This is a genomic window from Stenotrophomonas sp. SKA14 (genome assembly GCF_000158575.1).
Classification (GTDB): Bacteria; Pseudomonadota; Gammaproteobacteria; order Xanthomonadales; family Xanthomonadaceae; genus Stenotrophomonas; species Stenotrophomonas forensis.
In genome coordinates this window covers 3,571,802-3,590,020 of sequence record NZ_DS999412.1, presented here as the reverse complement: position 1 = coordinate 3,590,020, position 18,219 = coordinate 3,571,802, and the positions used below count along the sequence as shown (strand labels likewise).

Annotated in this window: 16 protein-coding genes and 2 tRNA genes; 5 read left to right on the top strand and 13 right to left on the bottom strand. The window is 64.7% G+C overall.

Annotated elements, in window-relative coordinates; all coding sequences use genetic code 11:
• The gene (locus tag SSKA14_RS16160; RefSeq protein WP_003098961.1) at positions 1–2,913 is read right to left on the bottom strand and encodes a heavy metal translocating P-type ATPase; all 2,913 of its coding nucleotides are present in this window, start codon (positions 2,911–2,913) and stop codon (positions 1–3) included.
• A 91-nt stretch (positions 2,914–3,004) separates the two neighbouring features.
• Between SSKA14_RS16160 and cadR the strand changes: the two genes are divergently transcribed.
• Positions 3,005–3,403: a Cd(II)/Pb(II)-responsive transcriptional regulator gene (gene cadR, locus SSKA14_RS16155; protein ID WP_003098965.1), complete on the top strand. Its 399-nt coding sequence runs from the start codon at positions 3,005–3,007 to the stop codon at positions 3,401–3,403.
• 454 nt (positions 3,404–3,857) lie between these two features.
• Here cadR and SSKA14_RS23845 read toward each other — a convergent pair whose 3' ends face one another.
• Positions 3,858–4,061, bottom strand: a complete 204-nt coding sequence (locus SSKA14_RS23845) for a hypothetical protein (protein ID WP_023657334.1) — start codon at positions 4,059–4,061, stop codon at positions 3,858–3,860.
• 417 nt (positions 4,062–4,478) lie between these two features.
• On the opposite strand from SSKA14_RS23845, the gene SSKA14_RS16145 reads away from it, so the two are divergent.
• Positions 4,479–5,114 carry a cation transporter gene (locus SSKA14_RS16145; protein ID WP_003098972.1) on the top strand — a complete coding sequence of 212 codons (636 nt, stop codon included), beginning with the start codon at positions 4,479–4,481 and terminating at the stop codon, positions 5,112–5,114.
• 723 nt (positions 5,115–5,837) lie between these two features.
• On the opposite strand, the gene SSKA14_RS16140 is transcribed toward SSKA14_RS16145, so the two are convergent.
• From SSKA14_RS16140 to SSKA14_RS16090, 11 genes are all read right to left on the bottom strand, one after another.
• Complete coding sequence (locus SSKA14_RS16140; RefSeq protein WP_003116834.1) at positions 5,838–7,868, bottom strand: DNA topoisomerase III; 2,031 nt, start codon at positions 7,866–7,868, stop codon at positions 5,838–5,840.
• A 283-nt stretch (positions 7,869–8,151) separates the two neighbouring features.
• A complete protein-coding gene (locus SSKA14_RS16135; RefSeq protein WP_003098976.1) occupies positions 8,152–8,592 on the bottom strand; it encodes a single-stranded DNA-binding protein in 441 nt (146 codons plus the stop codon).
• A gap of 73 nt (positions 8,593–8,665) precedes the next feature.
• Positions 8,666–9,193, bottom strand: coding sequence for a DUF3158 family protein (locus SSKA14_RS16130; protein WP_003098978.1), 528 nt, complete (start codon positions 9,191–9,193; stop codon positions 8,666–8,668).
• Positions 9,190–9,981 carry a PFL_4669 family integrating conjugative element protein gene (locus tag SSKA14_RS16125; RefSeq protein ID WP_003098981.1) on the bottom strand — a complete coding sequence of 264 codons (792 nt, stop codon included), beginning with the start codon at positions 9,979–9,981 and terminating at the stop codon, positions 9,190–9,192. Before SSKA14_RS16125 ends, SSKA14_RS16130 begins: the two co-directional genes overlap by 4 nt.
• 429 nt (positions 9,982–10,410) lie before the next feature.
• Positions 10,411–11,649 (bottom strand): STY4528 family pathogenicity island replication protein, encoded by a 1,239-nt coding sequence (locus SSKA14_RS16120; protein WP_008264646.1) that lies wholly within the window; start codon positions 11,647–11,649, stop codon positions 10,411–10,413.
• Positions 11,650–11,652: 3 nt separating this feature from the next.
• Positions 11,653–12,213 carry a DUF2857 domain-containing protein gene (locus tag SSKA14_RS16115; RefSeq protein WP_003090097.1) on the bottom strand — a complete coding sequence of 187 codons (561 nt, stop codon included), beginning with the start codon at positions 12,211–12,213 and terminating at the stop codon, positions 11,653–11,655.
• Positions 12,214–12,227: 14 nt separating this feature from the next.
• Positions 12,228–13,907 (bottom strand): ParB family protein, encoded by a 1,680-nt coding sequence (locus SSKA14_RS16110; RefSeq protein ID WP_003098985.1) that lies wholly within the window; start codon positions 13,905–13,907, stop codon positions 12,228–12,230.
• Complete coding sequence (locus SSKA14_RS16105; RefSeq protein ID WP_003050422.1) at positions 13,900–14,169, bottom strand: hypothetical protein; 270 nt, start codon at positions 14,167–14,169, stop codon at positions 13,900–13,902. The genes SSKA14_RS16110 and SSKA14_RS16105 overlap by 8 nt, the downstream gene beginning before the upstream one ends.
• Complete coding sequence (locus SSKA14_RS16100; protein WP_003098988.1) at positions 14,153–15,028, bottom strand: ParA family protein; 876 nt, start codon at positions 15,026–15,028, stop codon at positions 14,153–14,155. The genes SSKA14_RS16105 and SSKA14_RS16100 overlap by 17 nt, the downstream gene beginning before the upstream one ends.
• 42 nt (positions 15,029–15,070) lie before the next feature.
• A complete protein-coding gene (locus SSKA14_RS16095) occupies positions 15,071–15,283 on the bottom strand; it encodes an AlpA family transcriptional regulator (RefSeq protein ID WP_003090093.1) in 213 nt (70 codons plus the stop codon).
• A gap of 118 nt (positions 15,284–15,401) precedes the next feature.
• Positions 15,402–16,148, bottom strand: a complete 747-nt coding sequence (locus tag SSKA14_RS16090; protein ID WP_003098991.1) for a hypothetical protein — start codon at positions 16,146–16,148, stop codon at positions 15,402–15,404.
• Positions 16,149–16,598: 450 nt separating this feature from the next.
• Here SSKA14_RS16090 and SSKA14_RS16085 point away from each other — a divergent pair, with 450 nt between their 5' ends.
• From SSKA14_RS16085 to SSKA14_RS16075, 3 genes are all read left to right on the top strand, one after another.
• A complete protein-coding gene (locus tag SSKA14_RS16085) occupies positions 16,599–17,099 on the top strand; it encodes a DUF305 domain-containing protein (RefSeq protein WP_003098996.1) in 501 nt (166 codons plus the stop codon).
• 547 nt (positions 17,100–17,646) lie between these two features.
• Positions 17,647–17,722 (top strand) — tRNA-Gly (locus SSKA14_RS16080).
• Positions 17,723–17,788: 66 nt separating this feature from the next.
• Positions 17,789–17,862 (top strand) — tRNA-Cys (locus SSKA14_RS16075).
• The last annotated feature ends 357 nt before the right edge of the window (positions 17,863–18,219 follow it).

Below are 18,219 nucleotides of genomic sequence, written 5' to 3'. Positions count from 1 at the left end.
TCATGCCGCCTTGAACTTCAGGAGGCGCAGCCCATTGACGACAACCAAAAGACTTGCCCCCATGTCAGCGAACACAGCCATCCACATGGTGGCATGCCCTGTGAACGTCAACGCAAGGAACACCGCCTTGATGCCAAGGGCCAGAACGATGTTCTGCGTGAGGATCGCCGCAGTGCTACGCGACAGCCGGATGAAGGCGGGGATCTTGCGCAGGTCGTCGTCCATCAGGGCGACGTCGGCTGTTTCGATCGCGGTGTCGGTGCCGGCCGCGCCCATGGCGAAGCCGATGTCGGCACGGGCGAGCGCGGGCGAATCGTTGATGCCGTCGCCCACCATGCCCACCTGGCCCTCGCCGCCGACCAGGCTTTCGATGGTCTTGAGCTTGTCTTCGGGCAGTTGGTCACCACGGGCTTCAGAGATTCCGACCTGGGCAGCGATGGCCGCGGCCGTGTGCTGGTTGTCCCCCGTCAGCATCAGCGTGCGCACACCCAGCGCCTGCAGGTCGGCCACCGCCTCACGGCTGGTTTCCTTCACGGTGTCGGCCACTGCAAAAATGCCGAGCACGGTCGCATCGTCCATCAGCAGGATCGCTGTCTTGCCTTGGCGCTCCAGGGTCTCCAGCCGAGCCTGGAGCGTCGCTTCGCTCAGGCCCAGCTCCTGGGCGAGCCTGTGGTTGCCCATGTGCAACATGCGCCCGGCGACGCGGCCGCGCACGCCGCGGCCAGGCAGCGCCGCGAAGTCGTCGACCTCGTGCAGCGCGATGCCGTCACGGTTCGCCTTGCGGGCGATGGCCTGAGACACAGGATGGTCCGAGCGTGCCGCGAGGCTTGCGGCCCAGGCGGCAACTTCCTGCGCCTCGCCGATCAGCGGCACGAAGTCGGTCTGCTCGGGCTTGCCATGTGTGAGTGTGCCGGTCTTGTCCAGGGCCAACGCCTTGAGCTTGCGCCCGCCCTCCAGGTAGACGCCACCCTTGATCAGGATGCCGCGTCGGGCGGCAGCGGCCAAGCCGCTGACGATGGTGACCGGCGTGGAGATGACCAGAGCGCAGGGGCAGGCGATCACCAGCAGTACCAGGGCCTTGTAGACCCAGTCAAACCATGCGCCGCCGAAGGCGAGCGGCGGCACGACGGCAACCAGCACGGACACCGCGAACACCGCCGGCGTGTAGACGCGGGCGAACTGGTCGACGAAGCGCTGCGTGGGCGCACGGCTGCCCTGCGCGGACTCCACGGCATGGATGATGCGCGCGAGCGTCGAGTCGCTGGCGCCTGCGGTCACCTTGTATTCGAAAGAGCCGGTCTCATTGATGGTTCCGGCGAAGACCTGGTCACCTTCGGCCTTCTCGACGGGCAGGCTCTCGCCGGTGATGGGCGCCTGGTTGATGGCCGATCGACCCGAGGTGATCAGGCCGTCCAGTGCGATGCGCTCGCCAGGACGCACGCGGACCACCGCGCCCTTTGCGACCTCCTTGGCCGGCAGCTCTGTCCATGAGCCATCGGCCTGCCGCACGGTCGCGGTCTCGGGCGCCAAGTCCATCAGCCCCCGAATGGCGTTGCGGGCGCGGTCCAGCGACTTCGCCTCGATCACTTCCGCCAACGCGAACAGGAACATGACCATGGCGGCCTCCGGCCAGTGGCCGATCGCCATGCCGCCGGTGACCGCGATGGCCATCAGGGCGTTCATGTTCAGGTTGAGGTTCTTCAGCGCGATCCAGCCCTTCTTGTAGGTGCTGAGGCCGCCGGTGAAGATCGAAACCAGTGCCAGCACGATCACGGCCCAATGATTGCCGTCGTTGACCCAGTACACGCCTTCGGCGGCCACCGCCGCAACGCCCGAAACCGCCATCGGCCACCAATTGGTCTTGTGCGCGGCCACCGGGGCATCGCGCGGCTCATCAGTCCTCTGGACCTCGGCTTCCATGCCCAGCGATTCGATGGCTTCGACTGCCGGCTTGATCGCGTCGGGTGTGTGCCGAACCGTGAGCGTGCGCTGCATCAGGTTGAAATCCATTCCCTGCACGCCCGGCATGCCTTGCAGCTTGCCGCGGATCAGACTTTCCTCGGTCGGACAGTCCATCTTCGCGATGCGAAGTACCGTGGTGGCTGTCTGCATGTCCTGCCGCGCAGCCTGCATTCCAATGGAAGCAAGCGCCTTCTCGATCGGCGCTGAGGTCGCCAGCGTGTGCTGGACTCCCAGCACACGCTGCATCAGATTGAAGTCGAGCGCGGTCACACCCGGCAGCTTGCCCAGCCGGTCGCGGATCAGCGCTTCTTCCGTCGGGCAATCCATGTTCTCGATCCGGTACGTCACCCGCTCGCCGATCGGCGGCGCGGAAACGGCAGCGGTTGGTTGCTGCTGCAGGGCCGAGGATGGGATCACAGCCGCGGCTTCGATCGGCCCCGTGTGGCCGAAGGTCTGCTCCTTGGCGCGCATGCCGATCGAGGCCAGGACCTGCTCCATCTGCGCGCGTGCCTGAGCGAGGTGTTTCACCGACAGGGTGCGCTCAGCGAGGTCGAAGTCGAGGTCCTGAATTCCCTCGACTGCCCCGAGGTGCGAGCGGATGAGTTTCTCCTCGCTCGGGCAGTCCATGTTCTCGATGCGGTAGGTGGTCGACACGGCGGCGTCTCGGACAGCCTGAGCCTTCATGCCCACCGAATTCAGCGCTTGCTCCAAGGCATCGGCCGAGACTTCGCGGTGCGAAATGGTCAACAAACGCTGCGGAAGATCGAACAGGAGCCGCTCGACACCGGGCATGCCCTCCAGCGTTCGCCGCACCAGTGCTTCCTCATTGCGGCAATCCATGTTGCTCACGTGGAAAACGGTGGTTTCAGTGCTGGCCTGCTCACTGGCGCACGCCGTCTGTTGGCCATTGCCGCCGGAGCAGGCGCATGGGCTGGAAGGTTCTTTGTTCATAGATCGCTCTTCATTGACAAGGTTTTCCCCGGATGCCATCATTAGAAAACCTCTAGTAGATATAGAGTCAAGTTTTTTATAGGAAGCAACCATGATGCGGATCGGTGAACTGGGCAAGAAGGCAGATTGCTTGGTGCAGACCGTGCGCTTTTACGAGTCAGAAGGCTTGCTGCCCGAGCCTGCACGTAGCGAGGGCAACTTCAGGCTCTATGACGAAGTCCATTTGCAGCGCTTGCTGTTCATCCGCCGCTGCCGGGCGAAGGACATGACGCTGGATGAGATCCGTCAACTGCTGAACTTACGGGATCGGCCAGAGTTGGGCTGCGGCGAGGTGAACGCGCTGGTCGACGCTCATATCGCGCAAGTGCGGACCAAGATGAAGGAATTGCGCGCCTTGGAGCGCGAGTTAATGGATCTGCGACGCTCCTGCGATAGCGCCCGAACCTCGCGCGAGTGCGGCATTCTCAACAGCTTGGCCGAGCCCGCCTGAAGCTCGAGCGTGTCATCGGTGCTGGAAGTGATCGGGTCCAGTTCTGAGAGCCACGTGCCGCGCTCCATCATGCGAAAGCGCGCGGTTCTGACGTTTTGAGACGGCGTGCGACCGAGGGCGTGGCCCACAGGAGCCAGCGCGAGCCGGACGACCTGCGCGCCGCAATCTCCGCCACCTTACGGGTTCTCCAGGCCAGACCGAGCATCGCGGCGTGGCTGCGCAGGTGCAGGTGCAGGCCAAGGTAGCAGTGCGCCACGACGCGGCCCGACTCATGGGCACGCCACGCAACTCGCGATCGCTTCGCAAGAAGCCGCAAGGCCCGACTCGCGCAAGAATGCGACGTGGGCAAGATCGTATAGCCAGCAGCGCAAGCGTTTGCCGCTGCTGGCCGGCTCCGGAAGGGATAGACAAGCTGCGGGCCGTAGTCCATTGGAAAGTCCATCTTTCTTGAGTGTCACTCTTTGGCGCCCAGCGTGTGCTTTTGCGACCGGAAAGCGCTGAACAAGTGGCCCCCGGGCATCCAGAAATCGCCGTAGTTGACTTGGGCGTCTTCGTGCTCACGCTTGTGATGCCAGCGATGGGCTTCAGCCACCCCGATCAACAATCCCAACGGCCCGACCCGGTATCCCAGATTGGAGTGCTGGAAGGCCAGATGCACGACCAAGAAGCCGAGCCATGCGCCGACGGCCAACCACAGCTTGGAACGCCGCTACTGGCTCAACGGGGAGTGGAAAGGCCGCCCGCCCTCTAGCAAGGCGGCACAAGCGAGCGCGACGATCACTGTGAGTAGCTCCGTCGGAAAAGACGGCCGGCCGGTCGCGAGCTCGCCGAAGAGCACAACCGCAGTGGCGCCACGGATCAGTGGATAGCAGCCATACCGGATGACAGTCGCAATGAAGGGGGCGCATTGGTGCTCATCTGTTCTGTCCTAAAGCTCTGACTGGATTGGAAAACCTTCTAGCTACGGTAGAGTCAAGGGCGTCCGGGAAGACCCTGTGGCAAGTTCGTTGCATCTGCGCCTTGACTCTCCAGCCGCTACAGGCTTCAGCATCCATCGATTTGGAAGGAACAATGCATGGCTGAAAACCACAGAAATCACGAAAACGACGAGTTGGGCCGCCTAGATGCGAGCGATGCGAAGGACCGAAAGATTCTTCTGACTGTGTTGCTGATCAACCTGACGCAGTCCGCCGCCGGCATTGCCCTTGGCATCTGGGCTGGCTCTACGGCGCTGATGGGCGCCGGGTTGGACAACCTCGCCGATGCGTCGGTCTATGCGGTTAGCCTGTATGCCGTCGGTCGTGCGGCAACGGTCAAGGTGGGCGCGGCCCGCTTGTCGGGTTTCTTGCTAATCGGCCTGGCCGCGCTGCTGCTGTTGGAAGTCCTACGCCGCTTCGCTGGAGGGGAAGAGCCTGTCGGCCCAGCCATGATGGCCATGGCCGCGCTGAACGCGGCTTTGAACCTAGTGTGCCTCAGACTACTGCGCCGCCATCGCGGGGAAGATGTGAACTTCAAGGCGTCAGCGATCTTTACCAGCAACGACTCCATCGTCAATGGTGCGATTGTGCTGTCCGGGGTGCTGGTGATGGGGTTCGGGTCGAACATCCCGGATCTGGTGCTGGGCGTCATCGTGGCCGCAATCGCAGCGAATGGGGGGCGGGAAATCCTGCGCGAAGCATCGGAAACAGCTCGCCGTAAGGCGGGCACATAAGGCATGTTTTCGCCCAGTTCATCCCGAGGTTTACCTCTGCAAAAGAGGTAGTCCAGCCTTTGGGCTACGGCCTCGGCTGCAGCCGAGCGTACCATTGGCGATGGCCGCGCGATAGGCGGGCATGCCGTTCTCGACCTCCGTCTGCCGTACAGCAGCGGTGCGCAAGGTTGAGGGTGCATGTCGTCTCTCCTGTTCGTGTGGCCCAGGCCAATGGCCGGGCCGGGACGTTGATGGGCAGGAGAATGGCGCCGAAGGCCCAACGGCCTTCGGCTCGGGAGAAAAGAGGAACCACCCGTGGGCTGATTGGCAGGCCCGGTCGTCGCTAGAACCGTCTGCTCATCAAGCAATCACACCCGGCCCATGTCGTGGCTGGGGCCGGCATCGTCTGGCGCACATCCGCGCACAAAGGGAGCCCGTTTTTGCACCGGCGGGCACCGGCACCGATTACCGCTGACCACGAAGGGTCTCCCGGTGGCTCGTGCAGCCTGGCAAGCCACCGGGAGACCCTTCGCAGAGGGCGGAAGAAACGCAGATCAACAGAACGCGCGTGGTGCGGCTCGCAGAGAAGCTACCTTCAGGTCCCGCGGCCGGGGACGGCTGGGCGGGACGCGCACACGGATCAAGAAGGCGTTGCGCGCTGGGCGTCCCGCAGGGCATGCGGCGGAGTGCGGGACAGGGGCCACGCCGCCGAAGGCGGGCACGGCTCACGGGGAACGGGGGCGGTCAGGAGCCTTTGCGGCCGCTACGGCGCGGGCGCGAGGCGCCGCGCTTGGAGCTGCCGGATTCGACTGGCAGCGTGCCTTTGCAGTCCGGGTAGCGGCTGCACGACCAGAACGGGCCGCTCTTGCCGCTGCGCTGGCGCGTGGGTGCGCCGCACTGCGGGCATGCCGGCCCTTGGGGAACCTTGATGGACAGGGAGGCGCTGCCGTACTGCGCAATCAACTGCGAAATCCACGCGGCCTGCTTGCCGATGAACACGTCCAGGGTGAGCTGTCCGGCCTCGATCATGTCGAGCGCCTGTTCCCAGACGGCGGTGGTGCCAGGGTCGGCAATCGCCGCAGGCACGGCATCGATCAAAGTGAAAGCCGCATCCGAGGCGCGGATGGCGCGCCCCTTCTTCACGAGGTAGCCGCGAGCGATCAGGCCGCCGATGATGTTGGCCCGCGTCGCTTCGGTGCCGATGCCAACCGTATCCTTGAGCTTCTGCTTCAGGCGGGGATCGGACACCAGCTTGGCGACGCCTTTCATGGACTTGACCAACTCGCCTTGCGTGTACGGTTTGGGCGGCAGCGTCTTGAGTGCCTTGAGATCGACGTCGGCCACCTGGCATGCCAGGCCCTCATACAGTTTCGGCAGCGCGGGCAGCACCTGGGCGCGGACCGCAGTATCGCCCTCGCCATCACCGTCTTCGGCCTGCGGCTCGGCGAGCACCTGGCGCCAACCCGGGATGACAACCTGCTTGCCCGTGGCCGCCAGGTTCTGCCCCCCGCACGAAAACTTGGCCACAGTGCGGTCGAACTCGTGGTGAGGGAGGAACTGCGCCAGGTAATGCGACCGGATGAGCCTGTACACGGCCAGTTCCTTCTCGCTCATGGCGGAGAGCTTCGCCGGTTCGAGCGTCGGGATGATGCCGTGGTGCGCCGTGACCTTGCCATCGTTCCAGGCGCGCGAGCGCTGCGAGCGGTCGAGCTGGCCCATGATCGAGCGCAGCGAGGGATCGGTCTTGAGCAGGCTGTCGAGAACGGTGGGCACTTCGGCAAACATGCTCTCGGGCAGGTAGCCGGAGTCCGAGCGGGGGTACGTCGTGGCCTTGTGCGTCTCGTACAGGGCTTGGGCAATCTCCAAGGTTTCCTGCACGTCCAGCCCAAGCTGCTTGGAACACACTTCCTGCAAGGTGCCCAGGTCGAACGGCAGCGGCGGGCCTTCGCGGACACGCTCAGTCTCCACCGACACGACGTGGGCACTGCCCGCAGCGCGGATCTGCTGCATGGTCTGCTGTGCGACCGGCTGCCGCAGGCAGCGGCCTGCGTCGTCGGTGCACGCATCGGGTGGAACCCATTGCGCGGCGAAAGTCGAACCGCCTGCGAACAGGGACACGGCGATGGCCCAGTATGGTACGGACACGAAGCGCGCGATCTCGCGGTCGCGGTCCACAACGAGCTTGAGCGTCGGGGTCTGTACGCGGCCGACCGACAGCACGCCGTCGTAACCCGCCTGTCGCCCCAGCACCGTGAACAGCCGGCTCAGGTTCATGCCCACGAGCCAATCCGCACGGGAGCGCGCCAGCGCCGAGTGGTACATCGAAAGCGTCTCGGCCGAAGGCCGCAGCTTGCCCAGTGCCGCCCGAATGGACGCATCGTTGAGCGCCGACAGCCACAGGCGTTCGATGGGGCCGCGGTAGCCGCAAAGCTCCACGATCTCGCGGGCGATCAATTCGCCCTCGCGGTCGGCATCGGTGGCGATAACCAGGTGAGTCGCCTTCGCCAAGAGCGCCTTGACGACCTTGAATTGCGTGGCGGTCTTCGGTTTGACCTCGACCCGCCAGTGCTGGGGAATGATGGGCAACTGCTCAACGGACCATCGTTTGAGCTGCTCGTCGTAGGCCTCGGGCGGCGCCGCCTCCACGAGATGGCCGATGCACCAGGTGACCGTGACGCCGGAACCGTTGAGGCAGCCTTCACCGCGCTGCGTGGCGCCGAGAATCCGGCCAATGTCTTTGCCCTGGGAGGGCTTCTCGCACAAGAACAGCCGCATATCCGTCCATCCCGATTCCTGTTGTTCATGGAGTTGCTGGGATCGAGGATGCCGAGCGCAGCCCCTGGCAGCAGCAAACAAGCCGCATGCGGCAGCGACCGCTTTCACGCCGATGAAATGGCGAGTGCGGGGAAGGTGCGTGGCCGGAAGTGTGCGGGCCGAGAGCCGCGATTTCCGGGAGCGCGCGTGGAACTCGGTGGACGTTGGTGGAGCTATCCCCTGGGGATAATTCGCAGCGCATGGAGGGCGGCGAAGCACTGCGGCAGCCGCCCTCCATGCCCGATCACTTCCTGCGCTTGGTCTCTTTCGGCGCCGTCGATTCCTGGGTGGCCTGGGGCTTCGGCTCTGCCTCCTGTGGCTTCGGGCTGAGGGCCACAGACTCGATGCGGTACGGCAGGATGCCGACACTGCGCGCGTTGACCTGCCAAGTCTCACGCGGCTGATCTTCGTTGTCCGTCCAGGGGTCGCGCTCCATGCGGCCGACGACCAGCACCCGCATGCCCTTCTGGTAGAGCTGCTGCCAGCGGTCGGCGTCGTGGTGCCAGAGTTCCACCGGCGCCCAGAAGCCGCCGCGGTCCTCGAACTCGCCGCCCTTGGTGGGGACGGGGTTGTCGAAGTACACGTTCAGCCGGAGCAACCGGCGAGGATCGTCGTTGCCATTGGGGAATTCGCGGTACTCGGGAGGCGATCCGATGTTGCCCTCGCCGATGAATTGTGTGCTCATGTTGGAATCTCCGTGGTGGTTGAAATACCCGTGCCTCGTTGGGCTCGGGCGCGTGCTCGGATGGCAGGCGCAATCACCGATCGCGCACTGCGGCAGGAACGGACGCGAGCCGGCGCAGGTAGGTGTTGTCCGCCTGCGCGGCCTTGCTGGCGCATTCCTGTGCTTGCCTGCCCAGGGTGTGCAGCAGGCTGATCTGCATGTTCAGCATGACGCGCTGCAGTTCGATCTCGTGCAGGTCGTGCAGCAGGTTGACCGGCGTGCTGGGGCTCGCCATCAGCTCCTGCCACAACGCCACGCCCATGGCCGATCGATCGTGCTTGCGCCAGCGAAGAAAGGTCGTGCCTGCGCCAGTGGTCTGCTGGGCCAGCTCGACGGGAAGCAGGTGGAAGGGATGCCCGCACGCCTGTGGCAGCACCTGTCGCTGCGCCAGGGCAATCAACTCGTCGCGCATGGCGAAGCACTGGCTGGCCCAGGCCTCGAAGTCCCCTTTACCTTTAAAAGGCTTTAAAAGGCCTTTTAGAGAGGCCGCGTGTTCCAGCCGCATGAAGGCTGGCTGTTCCAGACGACGGAAGTAGCGCGGTTCGCGGTTCGGGTCGCTCATGCCGGTTCGTCCTCGCCGGCGGCTGTGGACTTGGCCTCGGCCGAATCGGCGGCAGCGCCTTCGTCGGTGGGAGATGCGGCTGCGGCAGCGCTATCACCACGCTGTTGCAGACCACGGCGCACGACGGGCGGCGCAAACTTCGAGCGGCGCATGCCTTCGAGCACGTCCTGCGGCAGTTCGCCGAACTTCTCCAATGCTGCCCGAGCTGCGGCGTTCTTGGCCGCGAAGTCGTCGCGGGTGCAGCCCGAGTAGCGGTATTGCTGGGCCAGGCTGAACAGGCTGCGCAGCGCGTGGGCACCTTCGTTGAGCCAGCGCTCCAACGTCGAGCGATCGATCAGCGCGGTGTGGTGGGCGAGGATCAGCTTGCGCGCGATGTCGTCGTAGTCGGCCAGGAGATAGACGGCGGCAAAGCCCAACTGCGCATTGACGAACAGCGGAAGCTTGACGGGCTGCACGTTGAGGTTCTCGCCCAGGGTCAACGCGGCGGGCACGCCGGCCAGGGCCTGGTCCACCTGGTCGCGCAGCGTCTGCAGCGTGGTCCTGGTCTGGTCGAGCTTGTCTTCGATGCGAAGCATCCACCAGTCGCTGTATGGGTCGTCCTGCTCCGAGCCGCGCTTCATCTTGTTCATGACGGCGATGTAGCCGTTCAGGCCGACGATGCCCGGTCGCCCCTCGGCGGCGGCGCGGCCATGCCAGATGCGCGAGGCGTGGTGGGTGTGCAGCGTCAGCGACATCGCGCTGCGCAGGGAGCCGAGGTTGAGTTGCAATGGTTCGTTGCTGGTTGCCATGGTGATCGCTCGCTGGTGGACAGGGAGCCGCCAGCATCCGCATGCAGCGGAAGGCAGTCAGTCAACAAACCGAAATGAGCCGACCCCCGGTTCTGTGCGCGCTGGCGGCGCAGCGCGCAACGGTCCCCTGGGGACCGCTCCGCAGATGGGCACTCACATCGGCGTTCCCGTCCTCGGTTGTTGACGGTATGCGTGCTGCACCGCACGTCGCGCTGCCGTTCGACACGATCCTTCGCCGCGCAGCCGTCCCCAGGGGACCGTTCCGTTGAGCGCCATGGAGGTCTGCTTCATGGTCTTGCATGCGCTCTACTCAGGTTTTGCGCAGCATGTCGCGCCGTCGCCCGGCGCTTCACCGCACAGCCGTCCCCAGGGGACCGTTTCTGCCGACCGCCATGGAGATCTACTTCACGGCTTTGACAAGCCCTGTGCTCAGGATTTGCGCAGCAGATCGCGCAGGCGCTCGATGTGCTGCCGGGCCACCTCGGGCGGCACGACGTTGCGCGGCGGCTCGGTTGGTGGCGCTCGCGCCGCCGATGGTGTTGGCGGTGCCGGGCCGGTCTGCTTGGCCCAGGCATTGAACTCGCCGCGCATGGCGCGCTGGATGATGCCGAACAGATAACCGGCGGGGTTGCGGATGCCATGCTTGCCGCACCGTGCGGCCCATTCGTCCAGCACGGCCTGCCGCAGGGCAGCGTCCACCTGCTGCAACGCCATCTTGGCTCCGGCCTGCTGTTCCGCCTTCAGTTCCGCGAAGCGCTTGGGCCATTGCAGGTCGCCCAGCGCACGCGCCTGCGCGGTAGTACGTACTTCATCAATACGACTACTACGTACTGTACGGTCCTGCTTCGAATTCCGAAGAGCGCCGTCTGGCGCGGGTTTCGGCCCTGCTTCGGATTCCGAAGATGGGCGATCGCCATTCCGAAGAAGGCTCGCGGGCCCTTCTTCGGAATCGTGGACCGCATCCTCCTGTGGATAACTTTCGGAGGCGGTGATGCCCTGGTCGGCCAGGCGCTCGGCGAGCACTTGCAGCCGCGACGGCAAGGTGCGTCCGGACAGCATCGGGTCGTCCGCGATCTCCTGGAGGGTGTTGAGTCCCACCACCTGGACGGCCTTGGCCGAATGCCCCAGCGACTGGCTGACCAGGGCCAGGTAGTCGGCGTCGAGTTGCATCGCCTCGAACGGCGTCAGCGGTTCGTCGTGCAGGACGTAGAGGTTGCCGAGGATGCGACCGGTCTTGGGGTCGCGCCGTCGTCGCACGAGGCTCAGCCAGCGCGTCAGGCGCAGCAGCGTCAGCGCCCGCGCCACGGTCTCATGGGAGGCCTGGCCTGCGCAGGGCATCGACGCCAGCCAGGGGCGCAACTGCTCATAGGTGGGAAATGCCGTGACGCCATCGTCGTTGAGCATCAATCGGAACACCTGCCAGGCGTTGCGCTCCAGCGGTGTCAGGCGGCGGTCGAGGAACAGCCGCCGCGGCACGCTCCCGTGCCGATTGCCACTGAACAGGAAGGCGTCGCCGGACGTAGGAGGCGTGGGCGTTGGAGCAGGCAGGGACGCGGGAGCGCCAGAGCTGGACTTGGGCGCGAGGTCCTTCAGCGCAGCGTCGAACAGGTCGGCGAGTGCGATGGGGCCAGGGCGCTGGGCTCGTGGGGCGGTGTCGTCCACGGCCATGGCCTAGCCCAATCCCTGATCGACCCAGTTCCTGATCGCGGCCCAGACCACCGAGAGCGGCAGCGACATGCCCTCGGCCAGGTCCATGGCCGCATCGAGAATCGAGGTCTCGTCCTCCAGATCGACGTTCCTGCTGCTGGTCACGGCTTTCCATTGCCGCCACAGTTCGGTGTCCTGGGTCTCGTCCAGGACGGGGTGGCGCCCCTTGCGCTTGGGCAGGCCGAGGATCTCCCGCCGCAGGGCGACTTCCTGATGGGTCAGGCCATAGAAGCGGCTGACCATCTCCGTGCTGGCCCCCAGCCGCAGCATGCGATCGACCGTGGCGATTTCCTTCTCCACGTCCTGTGCCTGGTTGAGCAGGCGCTGCAGCACTTCGCGGTTGACCGTGACCGAGCACCACGAGACGCTGGCGTTGGCCAGCACGCTGATCAGCGCGGGGTGCTTGAGCGCATCCAGCTCGGCCTCGCCGAAGCCCATGGCCTTGCAGCGGCGCAGTTGGCCGTTGCGAAGGTCATACAGCGCCTGGGCAATCACGGCCTGGTTGAGCGGATGCGATGTGGACATGCGGCCTCCCTCGCTCACGTCCCGGGCGCCGTGGTGCCGGCTTCCAGGTCCAGCAGACGCCGGGCGAGGCGCAGCAGCCGAAAGAGCTTGACCAACGCCGTGTCGCTCAAGCGCCTTGCGCCGCTGCCATGGCCTTGGCTCTGGCCGTGCAACAGGGTCGGCAGGTCGGCGGCGAGCTGCGCGCCGTCCAGGCCCGCTTCGGCGACGGGCTGACCCGTCAGGGAAGTGAGCAGCGTCAGCACCGCGCGGCCGAGCGGCGACGGGGCTTGGCCGCGGGCGCGGCACGCAAACCCGATGCCATCGGCGCGATCCTCGATGCACTCGTCCAGGCCTGCCTCCCCGGCGATCTCGCGCGCGAACTGCGCGATGTGGATGCGCAGCCGATCGGGCGTGTCCAGGCCGGCGTCGATGTACCAGACGTCGGAGATCGGATAGAGTCCGCCGAGTTGCACCGGGATGGACTGCAGCACGCTCGCCGAGAAGTCGGGCGGCAGCGCATCGCCCAACTGGTCGGCGACCATGCGCTGGATCGATTGGAGCCGTTCTGTCGTCGGTGCTGGCGAGACGATGTGCTCGCGAAGCAGATCGCCCGGTGCGGCCGGCTGGCTTCCCGTGGCCGCTTCGCCAACCGCCGTGTCGTCGTGGCGCAAGGTGGGCTCGGACGCCGGAGGGCTGGCGGGTGGAGGACCGGCCGCCGCTGCAGGCGTGGCGATGGACGATGCTGCGCCCGGCGGAGTCGGCGTGCCGGCGGTGGGCGAAGGCAACGCCGGCTGCGCCGCAGGTGGCGTCGGGTCACTGACCAGCGCCCGGTGGCGGCTTTCCGATTCGGTCAGGTCCAGCGCCAGCACGTCGTAGCCGATGCCCAGCAGCTCGGACATCTGGCCGATCAGCTCGTCTTGCACGCGCTGCGGCGCGAACTCGTCGCCCTGCGTGTCGAACTGCGCCAGCACCTCCTGAAAGAAACTGTCGAAGTCCAGCGGCAGCGAACGGTCCTTGGCGTAGTGCTCCCAGGTGCGTTTGCAGGCCGTGCGCATGACCGACAGCCGCTCGACCTGGTGGCGCCCCAGGCCGCCATAGAGCACAGTGGGAATGGCGGGCAGCAGGTAGCGCACCGCGTCGGCCATGCGGGTGATGTGCGACCGCTGGACGGGGAAGCCATCGGCCGCCAGGCGGCGGGCCAGTTCCGACTGGCTCAGGGCGGCGCCGCTCTCCTGCTCGTAGAACTCCCGTGCTTTCTCGACGCCGAGCGCGCGCTCGATGAACGTGAGGCCGCCGCGCAGTTCGTTCTCGGCAAGATGCCCGGTCAGCGCGACGATTTCACCGCGCTCCGGCCATGGTCGGAACAGGCACGATATGCGGAAGAAGCGTTCTTCCTTGGTCTCCGACCAGAGTTCGCGCAGGATCGCCAGTCGCGTGTTGCCGCCGTTGCGGATGATGTAGTGGTCCTCGCCGGGCCTGCGCGTGATGGCCGGCGCCGCGTCCAGGCCGCGCTCGCGGATGGATGCCTTGATTTCCTCGTAAGCCGGGTTGCGCTTCATGCGCGGGTCATGGTCGTAGGGCCGCAACTGGTCCAGCGTCACGACCATGGGCGTGTCCGCGATCGGGTCGCTCAAGGCCGTAGCCGCTGGGCCGCTGCGCTCGAAGCCGGCCGCGAGCAGCTTGCCTGCCATGTCCTGCGAGGTCATGTCAGCCATGGCCGCACCCCTCGCAGTCCCCACGACCGCCGGCCGGCGCCATGCGGGCCTCTCGCTCGGCGCGGCGGATCTGCGCACGGGCGTTCAATTCGGCCCGGTGGTCACTCGCTGTCGAACTCGTGTAGATCGCCGCGCAGCCGGCCTTGGTGAACTTGAGGTGCCCGCCCGGCGTGCGCTTGACGTGCCAGCCCTCACCGACCGCGAACTCGATCAGGGCGCGCAGCCGCTTGTGGCCGCGGGCCAGCTCATGTGCGTTCGCCATGGGGCCTCCCAGGATCAAGAGGTCGCTGCGGGCGGCCGGATACTTGAGCCAGTCGGTCCTGCCATTGCGGGAACAACTCGCTGGCGAGCGCGCGCATCGTGTCGAGCGCGGCAGGGGCGACTCTGCCGGGCGGCTGGCGGTGCTCGACCCGATGCACCGGCAGGCCGCGCGTTGCGGCACGTGGATACGCTTCTATGGCCGGCACGTCGGTGGCGAGCACGCGGATGCCGGCGCTGTCCTGGAACAGGTCGCGCAAGGCCTGCTGGATCAGCCGTGCGTTGGCGGACACCGGGTGGACGCGGTTGATGAGCAAGTGCAGCGGCGGCGGTTCGATGCCCAGGTGCCGGTACGGCGCAATGTCTTCGAGCAACTGCATGGTGCCGCGCCGCAGCTCGCGTGCCGCGAGGATCTCCGGCGTGACGGGCGACAGCGCGAGATCGGAGGCGAGCACCGCCATCTCCAGCAGCACGGAACGCGCGCCCTGGGTGTCGATCAGCACCAGGTCGTAGAGGGGAGCAAGTGCTGGCAGCAGATGCCGCAACCGCAGGCGGCCATCCGGCGCATGCAGCAACAACGTGTTCAGCTCGCCCCGGTGGTCGTCGGACAGCACCAGGTCCAGGCCCGCGATGATCGTGCGGGACACGAGCTGGCCAAGGTCGCGCTCGTTGAAGGCCAACAGCTCATAGATGCCGCCCGGCGCGCGCTGGGTCAGTTCGTAGTAGGAGGACAAGGTGGGCTGCACGTCGAGATCGAGCAGCAGCACGCGCAGGCCCGCGTCCGCGGCGAGCCCGCCCAGGTTGGCGGCCGTCGTGGTCTTGCCGACGCCGCCCTTCGTTGAAATGATGGACACGACCTGCATGGCGCTCTCCGGCTGGGAATGGGAAGTCCGCGGGAGAGCGGGTCAGGTCCGGTGGTTGAGGCGCTCGGCGATCCACTGGTCGATTTCGATCGAATCCCAGCCGACAGCGCGCACGCCCAGGCGCAGCGCCTGAGGGAACTGGCGCTTCTTCATCAGGTTGTAGATGTGGGCGCGTTTGAAGCCGGACTTCGCTTCGACTTCATCGAGCCGCAGGATGCGGCGCTCGTTCGGCGGGAGTACAGGGGTCTGCGACATGGCGGTCACTCCTGAACGCTCGGTGGCGTTTGTTGGCGTGACCTCTATTCAATAGACCTGGCTGCGGAAAGACATTGCAAATGCAATCTCCGCGATTGCACATACAAGCTGGATAACCTCATGCGCTTGCGCTACGAACGTACCTCTTAGCGTTGGCGAACTTTCCGTTTAAGGTGCGCTCAGTGATGCCCATGGTGCCGCCGTAGTGGGCGACCAATGCAGAGACAAGGGCCTCCTGCGTTTTGAAGCTGGAATAGGGCACGCCTGAAGGCGACTGGCTCAGCATCAGCGTCAACATCCCTCCAATGATGTTGAGATAGGTCGTTTCCGCCCGTTCGCTGATCTCGCATTGCTTGGATGCCAACAGCACCGAGGATTGCTTGAGTAGCGTGTCGTGCTGCTCCTGCAGTTCTCGCATCTCACGTCGGGCTTGTTCAAGCGCGGCCTGAAGGGCCAGCCGCTCCACGAGGATCGCCTGTCCTGTTTCCATGGTGATGAAAGGATGCGCCATGCGTTCGCCACGGCTGAACAGAAATCCTGGCCGGTGCTCGGGATAGTGGGTGCGCATCCAGCGTTTTAGATCGACATGGCGAACAGTCAGATCCAGAGAATTGAGCAGGTTCGGATCATTGAGCGTGATCCCGTTCTTGCCGTAGGGCAGCTCTCCGTTGAGGATGCCGTCATAGATACGTTCCGAGTGCAGCCGGCACTCATTCCATCGAGGGCAGTTCAGCGACCGAGGCAGGACACGCGGTGACGCGATCGTGGCCAGGATCATCGGGAGATACCGCAGCAACCCAGCCCATCGGATGGCCGCCTCGATGGGACGATAGAACACCTTTGATGTTGAAATGTCCTTGTGCATGTCTTCGTCTCCTTTCGGGTGCGCTACATCACCGGCTCCTTTCTTGCCCAAGGGCTGTTGTGTCGTTATGGCCTGCGACGGACGCTTGAGGCGATGCCCTAAGCGAAGGCGGAGGAGGCCATTGGCGTCCGCCGCAGGTGGCCTTGTCTTGCTTGATATGCAAGAATCGATCAGTTGCCGGCCCATCGAGCGATGAGGACGCAAGCTCGATATTGGCGCTCACGGTACCAGCGTCATAGGTGGCGCAAAGCCCATCAAGACCGATTTGGTATGGTCTGATATCCAGACGGTTCAAGACCAGCGAGTTGAAGCGTTCGACGCCCCTACGTCCAGTTGGGGACTGGAAATCAGCGGTTAGTGATGCATCGCTCCACATGCTGATATATCGACAAAGTATCTGCCGCAGTACCAGTGACCCTGCCAGGTTGCCCCAGCACATAGGAGACGGAGATGGCTGAACATTCCCATGAACATCAACATCACACATCCGGTCAGATGGGTAAGCACGGCCGACCATACGCCAAGTTCTGGGTGAACATGGTGTTGGGCCTCGTCGTCATGTACTTCGTAATGTTCAGCATGATCGACGGCGCCAGGGACTTCAGAAACAATCTCAACATGCTCTACATGGCGGTCACTATGTGGGCGCCAATGGGCATCTTCATGCTAGCGACAATGCCCGGCATGTTTCCAAACCGGCGGCTCAATCTCGTGCTGTACGGCTTGTTTGCCGTTCTCACACTCGGTTCTTTTGCCGCTACCCGTGCTCAAACCGGAATCGGCGATCGACAGTTCATCGCGTCTATGGTCCCGCACCATTCGGGAGCGATCCTCATGTGCCGCGAGGCGCAGCTCTCAGATCCGGAACTCGTCAACCTATGCCAAGCGATTTCCGATGGCCAGCGCGCGGAGATCGAGCAGATGAACCGGATTGCTGCACGCCTTCGTTGAGGCTGGCTGCCACTACACTGGCGCCGCGTTGCGCTCCGGCGAAGTTAGCCGCAGCGATGTAAAGATGAGTACTTGCGGTGTTCCGATGCCGGCGGTTGTGTCCTACAGCCGTCCAGGTGCCAGGTAGTCCACGCGACACCACCCCGCGCTGCCTGCGGAGCGAGCGCAAGTCATGATCGTCGCAAGTTGGAGTTCGATAGCGAACCCGCTCAGCAGCTGGACGCATCAGGCGTAACGACGGGTGGATGGATCATCCTTGGACGCTGGTGGAAGTGGTTGGATGAACTTTGTTGCCGAGGGCGAAAAACAAGGCTATAATTGAGTTCTTCGCTGATCACCACAGTGGAGAAAGTGATTGGGAAACAGAGACTTAGCGCTCTAGTGCATGACTCGTTTCCCGCTCCAGATTCTACAGGGCCCCGGTAGGGGCCTTGTTTTTCTCCCGCCACGGCAAGGCGGGGCACGTTGGGCCACAAGGCTTTGCGCGCAGTCAGAAAGGTGAAATCGCTGGTGTGTGTTCCGGATTTCCGGTACCATGTTGGCTTACGCGGGAATAGCTCAGTTGGTAGAGCGCAACCTTGCCAAGGTTGAGGTCGCGAGTTCGAGTCTCGTTTCCCGCTCCATGTTCCGACAGGCCCCATCTTGGGGTTTTGTCTTGTCAGGGCCCTGTTCCTGGCGCGCAGTACGTTGGCCTCATGGCAGAGTGGCTATGCACCGGATTGCAAATCCGTTTACAGCGGTTCGATTCCGCTTGAGGCCTCCAATTGAAAAGCCCTGACTCAGGTCAGGGCTTTTTCTTTGCCTGGCGTTTGGCGGCAACCTGAGAAATCCCCTGATTCAGCCATGAAATCATCGGTCTGCGATCCGTTTCCGGATGGCAGGGCGTTTGTACGGAAGGCCCGACCCCATAGGGCAGAGTTGCCCGATGGTGCCAGGCGGGTGGGGCAGGCATTCTGACTCTGCCGGACCCGGAGCCACAGGCAGCTCAACCTGGGGGCGCTGCTGGTCGGGTTCCTTCAGCATGGGCAGGAGGTGGTGAAGGACCTGCAAGCCCTATGAAGTTGGAGCGGCTCGGGCAAGTGTCCCCGCTCACGCGGGGACTGTTGGAGCTCAAGCGGTC